Here is a 14,812-nt window from a genome sequence, read left to right as displayed (position 1 = left end):
CCGTCGCCTGGAAAGGCAAAGATGCGCCGATCCTGCGGCGCCACTGCGGCCACGGCATGCTGTTCGATAGGTTCGACTACCGCGCCGTCAGTAGCGCAGATTATCCGCACCGGGTGAGGAACGCCGCCGCGCGATGGCGCCCACCAGGGCCAGGCCGCCAAGCAGCAGCGCGGCGGTTGCAGGTTCGGGCACGGCGGAGGTCAGGGTGCGGGTCACGTACATTGAACTCATGTAGAGAGCATTGCTGCCCTGGACACCGCCCGACCACAGCGTGTAGTTGGCGAACTGGGTGGGCGCGCCGTTGCCTTTGCCAAAGAACGTGAAGTCGTACAGGTTGTAACTGGTCAGCCAGAAGCGCTCGTTCAACGCCAGCGTGGGCAGCAGCCGGTAGGAGGTGGAGATGGACGTAAAATCGCGCTGGCTGAAAGTACCGTTGCCGACCACTGCATCACCGACGGTCATGGTCATGCTGCGGATGCGGTCCATGGACACGTTGGGGTCGGAAGCCGGCGCTTCCACTACCACCACCGCAGAAGCCTTGGCGTCGCTGTTGCCGTATGGACCATCGGGCCCGTAAGCCCACTGGCCGGACCAGGTCAGCTCGAAGGTAAAGGTGTCCGCCACCGCCGCGTTGGTGGCCAACACCGGTACCGATGCCAGCAGGCCGCAAAGAAGTCTTTTACGCATACATGCCATGAGTTTTCTCCCTGTAAGTGCGCAAATGTAACACAGGGATGTTGACATGACACTTTTCGACAGGCTAGAACCCGTAAATCATCTTGTACGCCAGCTCCGGTGAAAAGGTTCCCGCCGCTGCCGCGCAGCCATCCGATTCACCGGGCGACTTGATCCACAAGGCCATCTCCGGCGCGCTGCCGGCCGCGTTCATGCGGGGCGTGACGCCCAGCTTGCGTCCGGCCGGGTCGCACCACTGGGTGCCATTCGGGCCGTTGCCGTTGCGGCTGGTATCGACCACGAAATTTTTTTGCAGGCCGCGCTGGCGCAGCGCATTGGCCACCGCCACGCCGTACGGATTGCTTTCGGCATCGGTGCGGTAGTTGGAGACGTTGAGCGAGAAGCCGCGTGCGCCAGCCACGCCGGCGTCCACCAGGCGCGCGGCCGCCACGGTTGGCGCCAGCCAGGCGCTGTTGCCGATGTCGAGGTACAGGTAGGCGCCCGGCGCCAGCGCGGTAAATTGCGCCACCGCGTAGCGGAACAGTTCCAGCCGCGCGCTCTTGCCGGCGGCGTCCAGGCAGTCCAGTTGCGGCAAGGCGTCCGGCTCCAGCACCACGATCGCCTGGCGGTTGCCAATGGCGGCGGCAAAGGCGCGGATCCAGTCACGGTAGGCTTGCAGCGAGCCGGCGCCGCCGGCGCTGAACTGGCCGCAGTCGCGCGCCGGGATGTTGTAGGCGACCAGCACCGGGGTGCGGCCGTTGGCCGCAGCGGCGCCGACAAAATTGCCGACCGCCGCGCCGATCCCCCCGCTCCAGTCGCCGAACCACCTGGCGCCGGGCTGGTTGGCGATGCGGTTGCGGATGTCGGTCACGCGGCCGTCGCTGGGGTTGTTACGGGCCCAGATGGCGGCCGTCGATTGCGGGTCCACGTACAGCGGCGGCAGCGCTGCCGCCGCCGTGACCGACACTGCCAGCAACAACGCTGGCAGCAGGCGCCTGGCCAGGGATTTCGTGTGTTTCAGTTTCATCATCGTCTCCATTTTGGTGTATTGATGCCACGTCTGCACTACCTACAACAGGGGTCATCGCTGCCGGTATATTCCGGCATACTTGATCCCGAACCACAAGATCGGTACATAACAGGCGGCCGGCAGCAGGAACGACCACTGCACGCCAACCACGTCGGCCAGCACGCCCTGCCCCACCGGCACCACGGCGCCGCCCACGATCGCCATGCACAGCAGGCCGGCGGCCTGGCCGGTGCCGGCGCCCAACTGGTGTAGCCCCATGCTGAAGATGGTCGGGAACATGATGGCGTTGCACAGGCCCACGGCCAGGATCGCCCACATGGCCACGCTGCCGCTGCCCGCTACCGCCACCACGATCAGCACCACGGCCAGCGCCGCGCTGCACGCCAGCGCGGTCCCCGCGCTCACGCGGCGCATCACCAGCGCGCCGACGAAGCGTCCCACCATCGCCCCGCCCCAGTACAGGCTGACGTAGTGGGCGGCGTTGGCCACGGTCAGGCCGGCGATATGGCGCTCGGTGAGGAAGCTGACGATGAAGCTGCCGATCGCCACCTCGGCTCCCACGTACAGGAAAATCGCCAGCACCGCGAACACCAGGCGCGGGTGCTGGCGCAATACCAGTGGCGTGCGGTCGTCGGCGGTGGCCGCCACCTGCGGCAACCTGGCCAGCGCGAAGGCCACGCTCAGCGCCAGCAAGGTGCATGCCAGCAGCAGGTACGGACCTTTGACGGCGTCGGCGCCGGCAGCGGCGCTGTCGGACAGGATCAGCCAGGCGCCCACCAGCGGGCCGACCGTGGTGCCCAGCGAGTTGAAGCCCTGGGTGAGCGTCAGCCGTCCGGACGCGGTGGCCGCCGGGCCGAGGATGGTCACGTACGGATTGGCCGCCACCTGCAGCATGGTGATGCCGCTGGCCAGCACGAACAGCGCTGCCAAAAACAGGCCAAAGCCTGCCTGCGCGGCCGGATAGAACATCAGGCAGCCGATGCCGGCCGTGGCCAGGCCGACCACCACGCCACGCTGGTAGCCGATGCGGCGCACCAGCGCGCCGGCCGGCAGCGACACCAGGAAGTAGGCGCCGAAAAAGCACGACTGCACCAGCATCGCCTGGACGTAGCTCAGCGTGTACACCGCGCGCAGGTGCGGGATCAGCACGTCGTTGAGCGCGGTGATCAGGCCCCACATGAAAAACAGCATGGTGACCATGGTCAGTGCGCCAGTGCGACCCGGTTGCGGCGCGGTGATGGCGGCTGGGGTATCGGGCGGGGTCTGGGCCGGTTGAATGAGTGACACGTTGATCCTTTATATAGATATATTGTTAGCGGCCGTCGATCATCTTGTGGGCGAGGTCGGGCACGAAGGCGCCGGCGGCGGCGGCGCAGCCGTCCGCCTCGCCCGGCGACTTGATCCACAGCGTCATGGCCGGCTGGCTGCCGGCGGCGTGGATGCGCGGTGCGGCGCCCAGGCGGCGCCCGGCCGGGTCGCACCACTCCTTGCCCAGCGGTCCGTTGCCGTTGCGGCTGGTATCGACCACGAAGGATTTATCGAGTTGGTACTTGTCGCGCAGTGCATTGGCGACGGCGATGCCATAGGGATTGCTCTCGGCATCGGTGCGGTAGTTCGAGACATTCAGGGCAAAGCCCGCAGCAACCGCCACGCCGGCGTCCACCAGCCGCGCTGCCGCTTCCTGCGGCGCCAGCCAGTCGCTGTTGCCGATGTCGATGAAGACCTGGGCGTTCGGCGCCAGCGTTTTCAACTGGCCGGTCGCGTACTGGAACAACTGCAGGCGGCTCGCCTTGCCGGCGGCGTCGAGGCAGTCCAGTTGCGGCAAGGCGTCCGGCTCCAGCACCACCACGGCGGCGCGGCCGCCGATGCCGCCGGCAAAGGCACGGATCCAGTCGCGGTAGGCGGCGATGGAACCGGCGCCGCCGGCGCTGTGCTGGCCGCAGTCGCGCGCGGGAATGTTATAGGCCACCAGTACCGGCAGGCGGCCGGCTTCAGCAGCGGCGTCCACGTACTTGTCCACGGCAGCGCCGATCTCGCCGCTCCAGCCGCCGAACCAGCGTGCGCCGGGCTGGCTGGCGATGCGCGCGCCGATGTCGGCTGCGCGCGGGTCGTCGCGATGGTCGCGCACCCAGGTGGCGGCGCTCGATTGCGGGTCGACATACAGTTCGGTTGGGACGGCAGTTGCGGCAGTGGCGACAGCAAGCACGCCCATTTGGCAAGCCAGCGCCAGCGCCAGTATTTTCAGCCTGGATTTCATGGTTTCCTCATCGGTGACAGGTCGACAAGCGGGAGCGCCAGGGCAGCGCGCTCCCGCGAACACGTTTAGAACGTGTAGTGCAGCTGCGCAGTGTAGCGCGGGCCGGTCTTGAACCAGGTGTGGTTCAGATTGCCGATGTGCTGGTCCATGGTCTGGCGGAACTTGACGTCGTTCAGGTTCTGCGCTTCCAGGCCGATCGACAGCTTCTCGGTGATCTTGTAGAAGATCGATGCATCGACCTGGCCATACGCTTCTGCCCACAGCGGCAGGCCCCAGGCCAGGTTGGTGGCGCCGAAGGTCGGGCTGGCAGGGTTGGTGTCCTTGCCGTCGGTGCCGCGCGCGCCGAAGGTATTGACCGCCTGCAGGTTACGCGAACGCCAGTTGTACGCCACGCGCGCCGAGACCGGACCACGGTCGTACATCAGCGACAGGTTGCCGCTGCGCTTGGACAGTCCCTGCAGCGGCAGGTTGCCGAATACGCGGCCATCGGTGTCGCAGCCGTTGATGTTGAGGTTCAGGTTGACCTTGCCGTCGGCGCTGCCGCTGCAATACGCGGAATATACCGGGTTGTACAGGTCGCGCTTGCTGTCCACGTAGGTGAAGCTGGCCTGCAAACCGATGCCCTTGAGCCAGTCCGGCACGCTGTCGTAGTACTGCTGGTACGCCACCTCGAAACCGTTGGCGCGACCCTTGGCGCCGTTCACCGGCGAGGTCACGGCAAAGCTGTGCATGGTGCCGGCCGTATCGGGCAGTTCCACGCTGACCAGCTGGTCCACCACGATGTCCTTCAGGCGCTTGTTAAACAAGGCAAAGGTCAGCGAGCCGCCCGGCGCGAAATACCATTCCGCCGTCAGGTCCAGCTGGGTCGACTTGGTGGGCCGCAGCATCGGGTTGCCGTACGCCTCGCCGGTCAGGCTGACGTTGTCGATATTGACGGCGCCGGTGGTCGGGTTGCTGCTGCTGTTGACGACTTGCGACAGCGAGTTATACGCCTGCAGCTTGTTGAAGTCCGGGCGCGAAATCGCCTTGGCCAGCGCCAGGCGGAACTGCCAGCCGTCGGTGCCTTTCAGGCGCAGGTTCAGGCTCGGCAGCAAGTTGTTATAGCTGTTCCTGAAGTCGGCCGCGCTCGCGATTGCCCCGATATTGGGGATCGCCACGCCGGTCACGGCGGCGCCCGCCGGAATCGCCGGCATGTTCGGCTTGAACACGGTGTAGCCGGCAGCGGTCATGTCGGTCTTCACGTAGCGCACGCCGAGGTTGCCGTCCACCGGGTACTTCAGGTCGTCGAAGCCGAAGCGCAGCTGGGTGTAGAACGCCTTGGTCTTTTCCTGGACGTTGTTGTTCTCGGAAGGGTCGGTCCCGAACGACGCCTTTTTCCACGGATCACAGGTGCCGCCCCCTTGGGCAGCGACGCGCTCCTGGCACAGCACCGTGTGGTACTCGTGCAGCTTCTGGTAGCTGTCGGGGTAGCCGAGCGCCAGGGCGTCGGCCGGGAACACTGCGGCCGGTACCGAGGCGTCGCCATTGAAGAAGTTATTGAACGGGTGTACCCGCGCGCCGCCGGCAAAGCGCGGATCGCTCAGGAAGGCCAGGTTCGGGATATCCCAGCCCAGCATCCACGGCTGGGTGATCGGCTGCCAGTTGTAGCTGGGGTTGGACGTGCGGGTATCGGACTTGCGGTCGGTGAACCGCACGCCGAAGCGCACGTCGCGCAGCACCGGGTGGTCGAAGCTGCGCTGGAAGTCGGTCTTCCACACGTTGTTGCTGGCGGTGGAGCGGTCCAGGTGCTCCATCGTATAGGCCCAGTAGTAATTGGCGGGATTGGCGATGTAGGCGCGGTCGGCGTCGTCGAAGGTGAGCTTCGGCAGGCCGCCGGTCAGGTCCAGGCCCTGCTTGGGCAAGCGCAGGCCGGTGGCCACGTCGGAGTCCAGCGACTCGGTCCTGGCGCGGATGCGCTGGAAGTCGTTGCGCACGGTCCAGTCCTGGTTGATACGCCACTGTACGTTGAGGGCGATATCGGTGGTGGACGAGTCGCGGCTCGAGATGCGGCGGTCCGGGTTCAGGTTGATGCCGCTGTGGTCGGGATCGGACAGCGTGCCGGACAACAGGGCGCCGTTGGGCGCGTAAACGCCGTTGGCCACCTTGATATCGAACGGGGTGGCGTGCGACATCAGCATGGCCTGCTCGTTCCAGCTGTTCTCGTAGCTGGACTTGAAATACGTGAGCGACGCGGTCAGGTCGCGGTTCGGGCGCCACTGGGCGGCGGCGTACTGGCCCTTGCGTTCGCGTTCGAATTCCATGGTGCGCCAGGTCACGCCTTTCGGCACCCAGACAGTCCTGCCGGGCACCAGGTCGTCGCGCGGATAGTACGGCTCGACCTGGAAGTTGTCGGTGCGGGTGTCGCTCTGCGACTTGGCAAAGTCCACCAGCAGGCCGAATTCGCCGAACGGCGTGGCCCAGCGATCCGACAGCAGCAGCGAGGTCGACGGCGTGGCCTTGCCCTTGCGCAGCGTGGAATACGACATCTGGCCCGAGACGGCGCCACGGAAGCCCTTGTAATCGAACGGCATGGCGGTGCGCAGGTTGACCAGGCCGCTGATCGCGCCTTCGATCTGCTCGGCGGACGGGTTCTTGTACACGTCGACGCCGGCCATCAGTTCGGGCGGCACGTCCTCGAAACTGAGCGAGCGCGCGCCGTTGGCGGAAAACGAGTCGCGGCCGTTGAGCTCGGAGCGTACGTAGTTCAGGCCGCGAATCGCCACGCCCGAGCCTTCCACCGCGTAGTGCTGCGGGTCGCCTGCCATGCTGCGGTCGATGGTCACGCCCACCACCCGCTGCAAGACCTCGGTGACGGAACGATCGGGCAGCTTGCCGATGTCGTCGGCGTTGATCGAATCGACGATCTCGTCGGCATTTTGCTTGATTTTCTGGGCCGACTGCAGCGCCGCGCGCTGGCCGGACACGACCACGACCTTGGCCTCGGCCGGCTCGACCGGCGGCTTGTCGGCAGCCGTGGTTTGCGCCCAGGCGGCGCCGGACATCATGCCCAGGTGGGCTACCGCAATCGCCATGGCCGTCTTGTTCAGGTGTTTCATTCTGTCTCCGATGCAGATGTATGTTGGTTCGCTACCGCTCTTGAGGCCGGCTAGCGGGTTTTGAAATCGTTGTCAAACAGCGTCTAAAAAAGCTGGCAACTGCCCGTCGCAGCGCGCCTAGCAAAAACAACTTCTGGTTGCTTTATGTTTTTCACCAACTGCTGTTATGAAATCGCTTTCAAGGACGCGAAGTTACCCGAACTACAAAAGCTGCGTCAATGAATTTGTTTAATGCAGTCCACTAAACGTAGTAAAAATACCAAATCGCCGACATTTTCTTGGTCCCGACTACTTTCCGCTTGACTTGAAAGTTATCTTTGAAGACCATGCATTGAAATCGATTTCAAACTTTGGACAGGGCAACCGCCCAGGGGCCTGGGCGGCGCAGAGATGTGTGGGGGGACAATTGCGGCAGGGGAAGATGCAAGCTGGCCCCGGCGACGAACGCACCGGGGCCAGGGTAAAACGCGAGGTCAGGCGGCCAGCGCGAGCTTGCGCGGCCGTGGCGCGACCGGGCGTTGCTGCCCCGCGCCTTCGAGCTTGAAGATATTGACCAGTTGCTCGAGCTGGCGGGCCTGGTCCTGCATCGACTCGGACGCCGCTGCCGCCTGCTCGACCAGGGCGGCATTTTGCTGGGTCACGCTGTCCATCTCGCTGATGGCCTGGTTGACCTGCATGATGCCCGACTCCTGCTCGGCGCTGGCGGCACTGATCTCGGTCATGATATCCGTCACACGGCGCACGCTGCCCACGATCTCGTCCATGGTGTCGCCGGCGGCGCCCACCAGCTGCGTGCCGGCGGCTACCTTGTCCACCGAGTCGTTGATCAGCGCCTTGATTTCCTTGGCGGCGCTGGCTGACCGGTGCGCCAGGGTGCGCACCTCGGTGGCTACCACCGCGAAGCCCCTGCCCTGCTCGCCGGCACGCGCCGCTTCCACGGCAGCATTGAGCGCGAGGATATTGGTCTGGAACGCAATGCCGTCGATGACGCCGATGATGTCGGCGATCTTTTTAGCCGAATCGTTAATCGCCGTCATGGTGTGGACCACCTGCCCCACCACCGCGCTGCCGCGCGTTGCCACGTCCGCTGCGCTGCCGGCCATGGCCGTGGCCTGGCGGGCGTTGTCGGCGTTCTGCTTGACGGTGGACGTCAGCTCTTCCATCGACGACGCGGTTTCTTCGAGCGAACTGGCCTGCTGCTCGGTGCGCGACGACAGGTCCAGGTTGCCGGTGGCAATTTCCTGGCTGGCCGACGCAATGGTTTCGGTGCCCTTGCGGACCTCGTTGATGATGTCGTGCAGCTTCTGGATAAAGCCGTTGAGCGAGGTCGCCACCTGGCCGAACTCGGCGGACAGCGCCGGCAGGCGATAGGTCAGATCGCCCTCGCCGCTGCGCAAGTCCTCGGTGGCCAGCAGGATCGCCCGCAATGGCTGCAACACCATTCTTGCCAGGATGGTGGCCAGCAAGACCGACAACACCACCGCCAGCGCACCGCCGCCGATCAGCGTCATCCTGGTGGTGGCCTGCATGGTGGCGGCATTGCGGGCGCGCTCGACCAGCAAGGTTTGCTCGGCGCCTGCCAGCTCGCCCAAGATGGCGCGCATCTGGTCCATCAGCGTCTTGCCCTTGGCGGCCTGTTCGAAGGCGATCACCGCTTCCACGGTAGCGGTGCCGGCCACGCTGGCGCGGCGCAGTGCAATCGCCGGCTCGGCAGCGGTGGCGCGCCATTGCTGCTCGGCTTCCTCGAGCTTCTTGAGGCGTTCCTGCTGCGCCGCGTTATCGGACGTCAGCGTGCGCACATGCGTCAACGCCTTTTTAAAGGCGGCCTGGCCCGCCACGAACGGCTCGAGCGACGCCTGCGCGCCGGTCAAGGCGTAGCCGCGCTCGCCCGTCTCCATGTTGATCAGGCTTTCCAGCATTTCCTGGCTGGCGCCGAGCACCTCGTGCGTGTGCTCGTTCCACTGGTTGGCTTCGTTCAGCTTTGAAAAATTGACGTAAGCAACCGTCAACAAGGTGATCAGTATTACCAGGATCAGCGCGAAGCCGGCGTACAGCCGGGTGCCGATACCCATCTTGGTCCATAAAGTGTTCATGTTTTTTTCCTGTCCCGCGACTGGTGCCGAATGCGCACCGCCCGCCGCAAAGTGTCTGCGCAGACGGTCATCGGGCCGGATGCGCTGGTGGACACTGAATTGTTTAAGTGAGGCAGGCTGCGACGGCAGGTAGGGGGCCGGTAACAACTTGCAGAATGCTCGGCTTTGGGAGCAAGGAGACGTGGCGCCACGACGGGCAACCGGTAGCACAATATTACATTAGGAAATTCCACGAAGCAATATTTTATAAATTTGTAGCAACCGGCGTGGTAGAACCATCACAGCGCCGGTTGCATGAAAAAGCTACTGCGGACCACCCTTGGCCATCTGGCCGAAGACTTCGTCGCGCCGTACCCAGGCATGGAACAGCGCCGCGCCCAGGTGGGCCAGGATGGTGGCGAACAGCACGTACGCCAGCACCCCGTGCAGCGGACGCAGCATGCCGTACACCTCCGGGCTGTGCGGCAAAATTGCAGGCAGGTGCACGCCGCCGAACATCTTGATCGGGTAGCCGCCAGCGGACAACATCGCCCAGCCAATCAGCGGCATCGCCAGCATCAGCCCGTACAGCAGCCAGTGCGAGGCGTGCGCGGCGAACTTCTGGATGGCCGGCAGGTCGGCAGGCAACGGCGGCGTAGGCCGGGCCAGGCGGTTGGCCAGGCGCACGATGGCCAGCAACAGGATGGCGATGCCGAGCGGGCGATGCAAGTCCAGCAACGGCGCGCGGTATTGCAGCGAGACCACCATGCCGGCGCCCACGAACAGCATGGCGAGGATGGCCAGCGCCATGGACCAGTGCAGCACCCGGGCCAGCAGGTTGAAGTGGCGTGGACGGTTCATCGGGCGCTCCCGTTCTGGTTGGCAGGATAGGCGGACTTGCCTTCGGCAATTTCACGTTCGCGGCGGTTGAACGACACCGAGTAGGCGGCCGAGCGGGCCCGCAGCACCGGATCTTCGCTGCCGGCGACGCCGTCCGGCACGATCAACGGGTCGAAATTGAGGTCGCGGCACGGGCCGGTCGCTTGTGGCTCGGCGTGCTTCATGGCCAGGGTGCCGATGGTGGCTTGCTGGCGCGTGTCGGGCCACGCCTTCGACGGGTCGGTGATCGGGTCGCCCGGTGCGGCGATTTGCACCACCAGGTCCCACAGCAGCGGGCCGGCGGCCAGGCGGCGGTCGAGGTCGGCGATCAGAAAGTCGGGATCGGCGGCCTTCAATTGTTCGGGCGTGAGCGCCACGAACGGCAGGCGCGGCCGCATCGACCAGCGCACCATGCGCTGGTCACCCTGGGCGTTGGTCAGGCGGAAAGCATTGACGCCGTTAAAACGGGTATTGCCCAGGCTGTCGGACCGGGGCGCGGTCTTGGCCCAGGCCTGGAAGGCGGCAATCTCCGGGTGCGCGGCCAGCACGGCCTTCATTTTTTCCGGGTCGGGCTTGCCGGTGGCGGGGTCGGGCTTGCCGGCCTCGTTCATGGCCTGGAACGCCTGCGGCGTGGCGGCGGCAAAGAACGGGAAACTGTTCATGGCAATGCGCCAGTCCTGGCCGTCGTCGGTTTTCAGCTGCACGGCCATGCCGCGCACCGGCGACGCCCCGTCGGGCGCGTACGGATTGTTGGACGACGCCGAAAAGCGGCCGATCACCTCGATCGACGGCTGCGCAAACGCGCGCGCCTTCGACAGGCTTGCCGCGTCGGGCGCCGGGGTAAACGTGCCGGCAAAGCACACGCCCTTGCTGTGGGCACGGCGAAAGCCCGAGGCTTGCTTGCCCGAGCCTTCGGCAAAGTTCATCATTTTCTGCGGCGTCAGATTGTGGTTGCCGAACCAGCCACCCACCCACGCGAACAGCGCGGCAAGGATGGCCAGGATCAGGGCAATCGGTAACAGCAGCAGCATGGAGCCGCGGCGCGGATTTGGGGTAGGCATGTGGGGCTGGCTTTCGTATGGTCGATGGCTGGCGACGCGGTGTACTCGTCGTGCGCATGATCATAACTGGTACAGCCCGCTTTTTGCCGCTCCGCAGATCAGGGCAAATGCAGGTCCATGCCGAGCGTTCTGACCATGAGGTAGGTGACCACGGCCACCGCCAGCAGCGCCAGCACGAAGATCGCCGCCACCTTGCCCCCCGCGCGCAGCACCGCGCGCTTTTCCCTGGTCTTGCGGCCTTGATCGTAATGCCACTTGATGGCAAAGAACATGCCCGTTCCAAGCACGATAAACTTGAACGTAAAGAAGACTAAGGGGATCCATTCCATGATTTCGGGTATTTCCGGTGATTGCAGGCGGTGATTGAGGCGATCTGCAGCATACTACTGAAAAACAACATCCATACATCGAGACAAAATGTCCCACGTAAAAACCATACAAGAACAGCACCTTGCCGCCTGGCTGCCGCGCCTGGCCGGCAGCCGCGGACCACGCTTTTTGCAGATTGCAGATGCCTTGCAGGCGGCAGTGGCGGATGGCGCGCTGGCGCCGGGCGACCGGCTGCCGCCGCAGCGCCAGTTGGCGGCGCAGCTGGGCGTCGACCTGACCACCATCACGCGCGCCTACGACGAAGCCAGGCGACGCCAGCTGCTGGAGGGGCGCGGCGCACGCGGCACCTATGTCGCAGCGCCAAAAGTGCATTTGACGTCGATCCTCGACCTGAGCATGAATACCCCGCCCCCGCCGGACGGGGTGGACTTCGACGACCTGCTCAGACAAGGCCTGTCCCAGGTACTGCTGCGGTCGGACAATGAACTGCTGATGACGTACCACCCGGGCGGCGGCAGCGACTCCGACCGCCAGGCCGGCGCCACCTGGCTGGCGCCGATGTTCGGCCAGGTCGATGCGCGCCAGGTGGTGGTCTGTCCCGGTGCCCAGGCAGCGATTGCTGCACTGATCCTGGCGTTCACCGCACCTGGCGACATCATCCTGGCCGAACCGATCGGTTATCCCGGCCTACGCGACGCCGCGGCCCAATTCGGCCGGCACGTGGTTGCGGTGGCCACGGACCAGCACGGCATGCTGCCCGAGCAGCTGGAGCAAGCGTGCCGCCAGTACCGGCCGGGGTTGATCTACCTCAATCCCACCTTACAGAATCCCACTGCCATCACCATGCCGGCAAGGCGCCGCAAGGAACTGGCCGCCATTGCGCAGCGCTGCCAGGTCATCATCGTCGAGGACGATCCGTACTGGCTGCTGGCCGAGGCGCCGCCACCGCCGCTCGCTACGTTTGCGCCGCAACAGGTGGTCTATATCTCGACCCTGTCGAAATGCCTGACGCCGGGCTTGCGCGCCGCCTTCGTGCTGCTGCGCGATGTGCAGCAGCGCGAACGCTTTCTGGTCGCGCTCAGATCATTTGCGCTGATGGTGGCGCCGCTGACGGCGGCATTGGCCACCCAGTGGATACTCGACGGTTCGGCCGGCCGCCTGCTCGACGGCATCCGCACCGAAGCGCGCCTGCGCCACCGCATGGCCCGCGACATCCTGGCCGGACGCTACAGCGGCCTCGGCGACGGCCTGCATGTCTGGCTCGCGTTGCCGGCGTACTGGACCCCTGCCCGGCTGGCGCAGGCCGCCGGCAGCGTCGGCATCGCCGTCACGCCGGCGCAGGCGTTTGCCAAGGGCAGCACCGCCGTCAATGCCATCCGCATCTCGCTGGGCAGCACCAGGGACCGTGGCCACTTGCAGGCGGGCCTGCAACGGCTGTCGCAATTGCTGGCGCAGCCGCCCGAGTAGTCCGGCCAGTAAGCTATCTCAGCCACTGCAAAAACTGCCCGCCGAGCGGCACCGTCAGCGCCGCCAGCAAGGTTTGCACGGTGATCAGCGCGGCCATCAGGCGGGTGTCGCCACCCATCTGCTTGGCCATGATGTAGGCATTGGGCGCGGTGGGCAGCGCGCAATAGAAACAGGCCGCCAGCGCCACCGGGGCCGACACCGCGAACAGCAAGCACACCTTGGCCGCCAGCAGCGGCAGCACCAGCAGCTTCAATATCGACGTCGTGCCCAGCGCCAGCGGCCGCAAGCCCTGCAGTGAAAACACCAGTCCGCTGCCCACGCAAATCAGCCCCAGGCACAGGGCCGCCTTGCCCAGGATGTCGAGCGTATTGAACAGCGGCGCCGGCAATGGCAGGCCGGCCACGCTCCAGATCACGCCGGCCAGCGTGGACAGGATGATGGGATTGGTGGCCAGGTTGCGGGCGATGCGCGCCGGCTGGGTGGGCACCCCGCTCCACCATGACAGCGCGATCACCGAGATCACATTGACCAGCGGCAGGCACAACGCCAGCGCCAACATCACCAGCGCCGCCGTTGCCGGCGTAAACAACAGCGCCGAGACGGCGATGCCGAAATAGGTGTTGGGCCGGACCGCTCCCTGCACCACCGACGACCGCGCCGCGTCCGGCATGTCCCGCGCCGGCAACAGCGCCAGCAAGGCCACGACCGTCACCAGCAGGGTTGGCAGCACCGTGGCCAGCGCCAGCTCGCCGACCTGCGCCGACTGAAAGCTTAACCGCGCCGTGCCGCTGAGCAGCAGCGCCGGGAAACAGATGTTGTACGAAAATTTTTCTATCGATGGAAAAAAGGCTTCCGGCAGCCAGCCGAAGCGCCGGATCGCCACGCCGAGCGCAATGATCAGCAATACCGGCAGAATCGCATTCACCATGTTCAATCCGCCGAAATGCCGGAGGGCCCGATACGCTCGGCATTCGGCCTGTCGCCCATGCGGATGCGGATCAGGTGACGCGCCGCATCGGTGTAGTCGGCGCGACCATGCAGGGTGCGCCGGTTGTCCGCCCACAGCAAGGTATCGTCCGGCAACTGCTGGCAAAAGCGTGGCGCGCGCTGTTCGATCACTTCGTGCAGCAGGTCCAGCGCTGCGCGCACGGCTGGCGTATCGAGCGCCGGCCGGGCCGCCAGGCCCTTGAGCAGCGCGTCGTAGCGCCAGCGCATGGTCAGCGCTCCGCCCTGCCGCTCGAATACCGGCGCCAGCTCGATTTCCACCTGTTCGTCGCTGGCCGCGTACACCGACGGCACGCGAAATGGCAGCGGCGTCGCGAACAGCAACGCGCACGCTTCGCGGCCGGCCTCGCTGCGCTGCAGTTCGGCGTAGAGCTCGTCGACCGCGATCAGCAGCGAGGCGCCGCCACCGCAGCGCGCCGCAGTGACCACGTACAACAGGAACTGTTCTTCCGGCATCGGATAGAACGACGAATCGGTATGCATGTCGGCACTGCCTACCCGCTCCGAAAACGTCACGAAGCTGCTCTTGGGTGCACTGCCGGGCCGGGCGCGGATATCCCAGGCCACGCGCTGCGTACGCTGGTCGGTCGAGGTCGGATAACCGAGGCTCAGCGCTATCGCGTACAGCACGGCGTTGCGCGGCGCCTCGTCGAGGCCGGCAAGGCCAAGGCCGGTGATGGCCAGGCCGCGCGCCTCGGCGCCGGCAATGTAGCGCTGCAAAGCTTGCAGTGACGGGATGGTCAGCAGCGCGCGCCGCAAGGCCACCTCGTCCGGGTGCGGATAGAAGCCGTTACCGTTGAAGTCGCCGAAGTAGCGGCTGACCAGCGCGATAATTGCAGCTTGGTCATGGCCCCAGTCGAAATTGCGGCGGTTGACAAATACGTGCGGGGATTGCTGAAGTGCTATGCCCATCTAGACCTCCTAAAGAAATGCCATAAGGC

General features: G+C 65.5%; 12 protein-coding genes. 1 reads left to right on the top strand and 11 read right to left on the bottom strand.

Annotated elements, in window-relative coordinates; all coding sequences use genetic code 11:
• Nucleotides 1-87 precede the first annotated feature (87 nt).
• From DUPY_RS27835 to DUPY_RS07765, 9 genes are all read right to left on the bottom strand, one after another.
• Nucleotides 88-687 (bottom strand): PEP-CTERM sorting domain-containing protein, encoded by a 600-nt coding sequence (locus DUPY_RS27835; RefSeq protein WP_229255276.1) that lies wholly within the window; start codon nt 685-687, stop codon nt 88-90.
• Nucleotides 688-760: 73 nt separating this feature from the next.
• A complete protein-coding gene (locus DUPY_RS07800; RefSeq protein WP_084640598.1) occupies nt 761-1,702 on the bottom strand; it encodes a glycoside hydrolase family 6 protein in 942 nt (313 codons plus the stop codon).
• Nucleotides 1,703-1,756: 54 nt separating this feature from the next.
• Nucleotides 1,757-2,992, bottom strand: coding sequence for a sugar MFS transporter (locus tag DUPY_RS07795; RefSeq protein ID WP_084640597.1), 1,236 nt, complete (start codon nt 2,990-2,992; stop codon nt 1,757-1,759).
• 25 nt (nt 2,993-3,017) lie between these two features.
• On the bottom strand, nt 3,018-3,962 hold the full coding sequence (locus DUPY_RS07790; RefSeq protein WP_070247256.1) for a glycoside hydrolase family 6 protein: 945 nt from the start codon (nt 3,960-3,962) through the stop codon (nt 3,018-3,020).
• Between the two features lie 65 nt (nt 3,963-4,027).
• On the bottom strand, nt 4,028-7,057 hold the full coding sequence (locus tag DUPY_RS07785; RefSeq protein WP_070247255.1) for a TonB-dependent receptor: 3,030 nt from the start codon (nt 7,055-7,057) through the stop codon (nt 4,028-4,030).
• 473 nt (nt 7,058-7,530) lie between these two features.
• The gene (locus tag DUPY_RS29105; protein WP_070247254.1) at nt 7,531-9,150 is read right to left on the bottom strand and encodes a methyl-accepting chemotaxis protein; all 1,620 of its coding nucleotides are present in this window, start codon (nt 9,148-9,150) and stop codon (nt 7,531-7,533) included.
• A 303-nt stretch (nt 9,151-9,453) separates the two neighbouring features.
• Nucleotides 9,454-9,990 (bottom strand): cytochrome b, encoded by a 537-nt coding sequence (locus DUPY_RS07775; protein WP_070247253.1) that lies wholly within the window; start codon nt 9,988-9,990, stop codon nt 9,454-9,456.
• Entirely contained in the window at nt 9,987-11,069 is a 1,083-nt protein-coding gene (locus DUPY_RS07770; RefSeq protein WP_141749462.1) for a catalase family peroxidase, read from the bottom strand. Before DUPY_RS07770 ends, DUPY_RS07775 begins: the two co-directional genes overlap by 4 nt.
• 98 nt (nt 11,070-11,167) lie before the next feature.
• Nucleotides 11,168-11,341 (bottom strand): hypothetical protein, encoded by a 174-nt coding sequence (locus DUPY_RS07765; RefSeq protein WP_307188192.1) that lies wholly within the window; start codon nt 11,339-11,341, stop codon nt 11,168-11,170.
• A gap of 145 nt (nt 11,342-11,486) precedes the next feature.
• On the opposite strand from DUPY_RS07765, the gene DUPY_RS07760 reads away from it, so the two are divergent.
• Nucleotides 11,487-12,866 (top strand): aminotransferase-like domain-containing protein, encoded by a 1,380-nt coding sequence (locus DUPY_RS07760; protein WP_208600011.1) that lies wholly within the window; start codon nt 11,487-11,489, stop codon nt 12,864-12,866.
• 13 nt (nt 12,867-12,879) lie between these two features.
• Here DUPY_RS07760 and DUPY_RS29045 read toward each other — a convergent pair whose 3' ends face one another.
• Together DUPY_RS29045 and DUPY_RS07750 are read right to left on the bottom strand one after the other, a co-directional pair.
• Nucleotides 12,880-13,794: an AEC family transporter gene (locus DUPY_RS29045; RefSeq protein WP_070247250.1), complete on the bottom strand. Its 915-nt coding sequence runs from the start codon at nt 13,792-13,794 to the stop codon at nt 12,880-12,882.
• 2 nt (nt 13,795-13,796) lie between these two features.
• Nucleotides 13,797-14,783 (bottom strand): TauD/TfdA family dioxygenase, encoded by a 987-nt coding sequence (locus DUPY_RS07750; RefSeq protein ID WP_070247249.1) that lies wholly within the window; start codon nt 14,781-14,783, stop codon nt 13,797-13,799.
• Nucleotides 14,784-14,812: the final 29 nt, after the last annotated feature.

The organism is Duganella phyllosphaerae (assembly GCF_001758785.1).
Lineage (GTDB): Bacteria > Pseudomonadota > Gammaproteobacteria > Burkholderiales > Burkholderiaceae_D > Rugamonas > Rugamonas phyllosphaerae.
The sequence above is the reverse complement of the archived record's forward strand: the minus strand, read 5'-3'. Positions and strand labels throughout refer to the sequence as shown.

What these genes read in the sequence shown, in the direction of transcription:
- DUPY_RS27835 (WP_229255276.1), bottom strand. Translation starts at nt 687, where the DNA reads ATGCGTAAAAGACTTCTTTGCGGCCTGCTGGCATCGGTACCGGTGTTG.
- DUPY_RS07765 (WP_307188192.1), bottom strand. Translation starts at nt 11,341, where the DNA reads ATGTTCTTTGCCATCAAGTGGCATTACGATCAAGGCCGCAAGACCAGG.
- DUPY_RS07800 (WP_084640598.1), bottom strand. Translation starts at nt 1,702, where the DNA reads ATGAAACTGAAACACACGAAATCCCTGGCCAGGCGCCTGCTGCCAGCG.
- DUPY_RS07770 (WP_141749462.1), bottom strand. Translation starts at nt 11,069, where the DNA reads ATGCCTACCCCAAATCCGCGCCGCGGCTCCATGCTGCTGCTGTTACCG.
- DUPY_RS07775 (WP_070247253.1), bottom strand. Translation starts at nt 9,990, where the DNA reads ATGAACCGTCCACGCCACTTCAACCTGCTGGCCCGGGTGCTGCACTGG.
- DUPY_RS07790 (WP_070247256.1), bottom strand. Translation starts at nt 3,962, where the DNA reads ATGAAATCCAGGCTGAAAATACTGGCGCTGGCGCTGGCTTGCCAAATG.
- DUPY_RS29105 (WP_070247254.1), bottom strand. Translation starts at nt 9,150, where the DNA reads ATGAACACTTTATGGACCAAGATGGGTATCGGCACCCGGCTGTACGCC.
- DUPY_RS29045 (WP_070247250.1), bottom strand. Translation starts at nt 13,794, where the DNA reads ATGGTGAATGCGATTCTGCCGGTATTGCTGATCATTGCGCTCGGCGTG.
- DUPY_RS07760 (WP_208600011.1), top strand. Translation starts at nt 11,487, where the DNA reads ATGTCCCACGTAAAAACCATACAAGAACAGCACCTTGCCGCCTGGCTG.
- DUPY_RS07750 (WP_070247249.1), bottom strand. Translation starts at nt 14,783, where the DNA reads ATGGGCATAGCACTTCAGCAATCCCCGCACGTATTTGTCAACCGCCGC.
- DUPY_RS07785 (WP_070247255.1), bottom strand. Translation starts at nt 7,057, where the DNA reads ATGAAACACCTGAACAAGACGGCCATGGCGATTGCGGTAGCCCACCTG.